We start from the raw sequence: 2,983 nt of genomic DNA on the forward strand, positions 1-2,983 counted from the left end.
CAGGCCCCGCAGCGCCGGGGCGAAGCTTTGGACCTGGCCCATCCAGTAGAGCGCCTCGCCCATCGCGGCCCGGTCGCGGCGGGAGCCGGGGACGACGCCCGCGTAGGGGCGGGGGCGGTGCGGGCGCAAGGCGCGCGCCTCGCGCGTCCGCCCCCGCGCCGGACCGCCGAGGCCCCGGCCCGCTCGGCGCTCGCCCGCCGGACGCCGGAACGGCTGGCGCTGCGGGCCCCGCGCGAGGCGCGCGCCTTGCGCCCGCACCGCCCCCGCCCCTACGCGGGCGTCGTCCCCGGCTCCCGCCGCGACCGGGCCGCGATGGGCGAGGCGCTCTACTGGATGGGCCAGGTCCAAAGCTTCGCCCCGGCGCTGCGGGGCCTGGCCGGCCGACCGGGCGGCCTCCCCCTCGACCAGATCCGCGACCTGCGCGTCGGCGATCTTTTGCAGATGATCGAGTGATTTTTTGGGGTTTGGCCGCGCGGTTGCGAGCCACGCGGGACGGGCCGGCGTGACCCCGGAGGCGTCGGAATCCTGCCCGCCTGGACGGGGCTGCGGAACTCTCCGCCGCCCCGTTCAGCCGCCGAGCCGCTGGACGACCGCCTGCGCCTTTGCGGCCGCGCTTCGGTAGGAGGCGGAATAGGGCGCATGGTCCGCAGTCGCGAAGGTCTCCAGCGCCGTCTCGATCTGCTCCAGGGCCCGCCGCGCCATCGCGACATCCCCGCGACGATCCGCCAGGAGGCTCAGGGCAGTCCCCTGGTTTCCCAGGCTCATCGCCCAGTCGAGGGGCACGCGCTCGCGGGTGTATTCCTCCAGCGCTGCCCGGTAGGCCGACACCGCCTCCTCCAGGCGGGCCGTCCCGCTCTCGCGCCCGCCGAGCGTCGCGAGCGCGGTGCCGAGGTTGTTCTGCGTCGCCGCCCAGTCGAGGGGCACACGCTCACGGGTCCACTCCTCCAGAGCCGCCCGGTAGGCCGCTACCGCCTCCTCCAGACGGTCCGTCCCACTCTCGCGCCCGCCGAGCGTCTGGAGCGCGGCGCCGAGGTTGTTCTGCGTCCCCGCCCAGTCGAGGGGCACCCGCTCACGGGTCCACTCCTCCAGCGCAGCCCGGTAGGCCGACACCGCCTCCTCAAGACGGTCCGGCCCGCTCTCGCGCCCGCCGAGCGTCGCGAGCGCGGTGCCGAGGTTGTTCTGCGTCGCCGCCCAATTGAGGGGTACCCGCTCGCGGGTCAACTCCTCCAGCGCAGCCCGGTAGGCCGACACCGCCTCCTCCAGGCGGCCCGTCCCACTTTCCCGCTCGCCGAGCGTCCGGAGCGCGTTGCCGAGGTTGTTCTGCGCCATAGCCCAATAGGAAGCATCGTCGGAGCTTGATCGCAGAACGTCCCGAAAAACCTCGACGGCTGCCTTGAGACTTACGTTGCGGCCAAAGTCACGGCCCAAGTCGAGCAAGACGAGCGCCTGCCGATGGGCGTATTCGTATGCGATCCGCCCATCGGCCGGTGCAACGATGCGTGCGGCCTCGGCATAATGTGTGGCGGCCTCGGCATAGGCGTCGGGATTCGTGCGCAGTTTCGCGGCCGAAGCCCGCTCGGCCCGGCTTTGGGCCGCCGACAGGCGCTTGTGCCGGGAGATGCTTTCGAGTTCGGCAAGCCCCGCAAGGTCGCGCGCCTCCGCTGCGGCCAGATGTGCGTCGGCCTCGGCGAAACGGCCTCGGCCCAGGGCATCCGCGGAAGCCTGCCGCAGGCGGACCACCTCCGGATCGTCGTTCGAGAGCCGGCTCAGGCGCTCGGCCAGGTCCCGGAACTCGGCCGCCTTGGCCTTGAGCCTCTGCTCGATCTCGGCCGCGTCGGCGGCCTGAGCGACCTCGCCCATCGCCGTGAGGATCGCGCGGAGGGTGTCGAGGGGCACGCTTTCCTCGCGGGACACACGCCGGAGGAGTTCGTCCAACCCTGCGCGGATGACCCCGGTGTCGTCCTTGATCGTGGCCTGCCCGGCCGCGAGCGCATCGAGCCCGTCCTCGATGCGGCGGGCGGCCTCCCGCAGGCCGGCGAGGCGCACCGTGACGAAGGCGACCTCCGCGCGCGGGTTGGTCTTCAGGGCCTCGCGCAGGAAGGCGAGGAACAGCACCGACCAGCCGGGTTCGCCCGCCGCGCGGCCTTCGAACCGCGCCTGGAAGTCCGGCGGCGCCGGCCCGGCGCCCGCGACCAGGGCGGCCCAGACCCGGGCGCGGGCCTGGGCCAGCCCCGCCTCGACCGCCGCGGCCGTCGCCGCCGGCAGGGCCCGGTCCAGGGCCGCGTCGGCCTCGGCGACGAGGGCGTCGTTCGGTTTGACCGTGAGGGAGCGCGACAGGCCGATCTCGGAAAACAGCCAGGTGCGCGCGGCCTCGATGAAGGGCGGCAGGCGGGCGCTCCGGGTATCGAAATTTTCCGCCTCCACCGCCCGCCGGTACTGCCCGAGGAGCACGAGGGTCGCCGTCAGTTCGGCGAGCCGGATGGCGTGTTCCAGGTCGTGGTTGGCCGGGACCGCGCCGGTATAGGCGCGCAGCCGCGCCTGGACCTCCTTGAGGACGTCCTTGCCCTTGGCGTCGAACAGGGCCTCGCAGGCCTTGTCGAGGGCGCTGCCGGCGAATCCGGGAAGGCCCAGGGCTTCGAGGCCGCCGAGCACGCCGAAGACCGCCGACACCCCCATCCCCGACGCCTCCGGCGCGGCCCTGCGCGCCCGCGTCAGATCGGGCCGGCGCGCGGGGGCGTCAACCGCGCGTTGCGGGCTCGGGGCTGCCGCGGCGGCTTTTTTGGGGTTTGGGGGGCTCGTCCGGTCCGGCGGCGGAGGGAGCCGCCCCGATCCGGCCGGCCGCGCAGCCCCCAGGGATGTCGGGCCTGCCCTCCGCACGGCCGCCCAACCGGGCAGGACAGGCTTCGAGCGGGGAGCCGGAGGCAGGAGGCATCACCCGCCACATCCGGAACCACCCCCACCCCTGTCCCCTCCCCGCAAGGGG

General features: G+C 74.3%; 1 protein-coding gene and 1 pseudogene. One reads left to right on the top strand and one right to left on the bottom strand.

The genetic code is table 11. The annotated features are described in order from the left end of the window. Window positions 1-453 (top strand): annotated as a pseudogene (locus tag COGEMETH_RS24920) (hypothetical protein); the annotation flags it as partial. Between the two features lie 114 nt (window positions 454-567). Here COGEMETH_RS24920 and COGEMETH_RS24925 read toward each other — a convergent pair. Next, entirely contained in the window at window positions 568-2,676 is a 2,109-nt protein-coding gene (locus COGEMETH_RS24925; RefSeq protein WP_238185351.1) for a tetratricopeptide repeat protein, read from the bottom strand. Window positions 2,677-2,983 lie beyond the last annotated feature (307 nt).

This window comes from Methylobacterium trifolii (assembly GCF_022179685.1).
Lineage (GTDB): Bacteria > Pseudomonadota > Alphaproteobacteria > Rhizobiales > Beijerinckiaceae > Methylobacterium > Methylobacterium trifolii.